This is a genomic window from Vibrio sp. 1978, assembly GCF_033344345.1.
On sequence record NZ_JAWPOP010000461.1, the window covers coordinates 1 to 701 of the forward strand.

A 701-nucleotide genomic window follows, 5' to 3' on the forward strand; every position below is an offset into this window, starting at 1 on the left:
TCCGCACCTATAGCAGGAGAAAACTTTAGATCTCCGCACTCTACTGCATTATTTACCAACGCATCTGCACCGGAAATCACTTCTTCTTCTAGCCGATTCAGCTCATTCAAACGTTCAGGTGATGCTTTTTCCAACACCCAAGGCGTTTTAGCTACAATCGCGCAAGTCGACAGCACTGGCTCCATTCGAGCGTAAATACGATAGCCTACATGCATCGCAATAATTTTCTCTCGAGTATTGCCATCGAAGTTTGCCGTGCGCTCGAAAAATATCGCTTCGCTTTTTAACGAATGGATACAAAGCGCAAGTATTACGTCTTCTTTGCTGCAAAAATGATTGTAGATGGTGCCCTTAGAATAAGAGCTAGCCGAGGTCAGCTTATCCATAGTGAGGTTCGCAAACCCCTGCTCTTGGACGAGTGACTTAGCCAGTTGAATAAGCTCAACTTCTCTATCCGCAATCGCTTGTTGCTTTTTGGTTAGCCCGGACGAGACACGACACCCGTCTCGCTTACCATCCTTTTTACAGCGAAAGTTAAACATAATCCTTTGATCCGTATACCCACACACTCCTGATAATTGTAACACGATTATGTAAAACAGGAACGTCACCATTTTTGACGAACCGTCACAATTGACACTTCGTCATAATAGTTCAAAAAACAAACATTACAAGTATGAATTTATCCATAACAAAAAATT

The 701-nt window shown here is 42.7% G+C and carries 1 protein-coding gene; it reads right to left on the minus strand.

Annotation, left to right across the window (positions count from 1 at the left end; all coding sequences use genetic code 11):
- Positions 1-542: TetR/AcrR family transcriptional regulator (locus tag R8N49_RS27230; protein ID WP_318190464.1), on the minus strand; the 542-nt coding region annotated here is incomplete at its 3' end.
- Between the last annotated feature and the right edge of the window lie 159 nt (positions 543-701).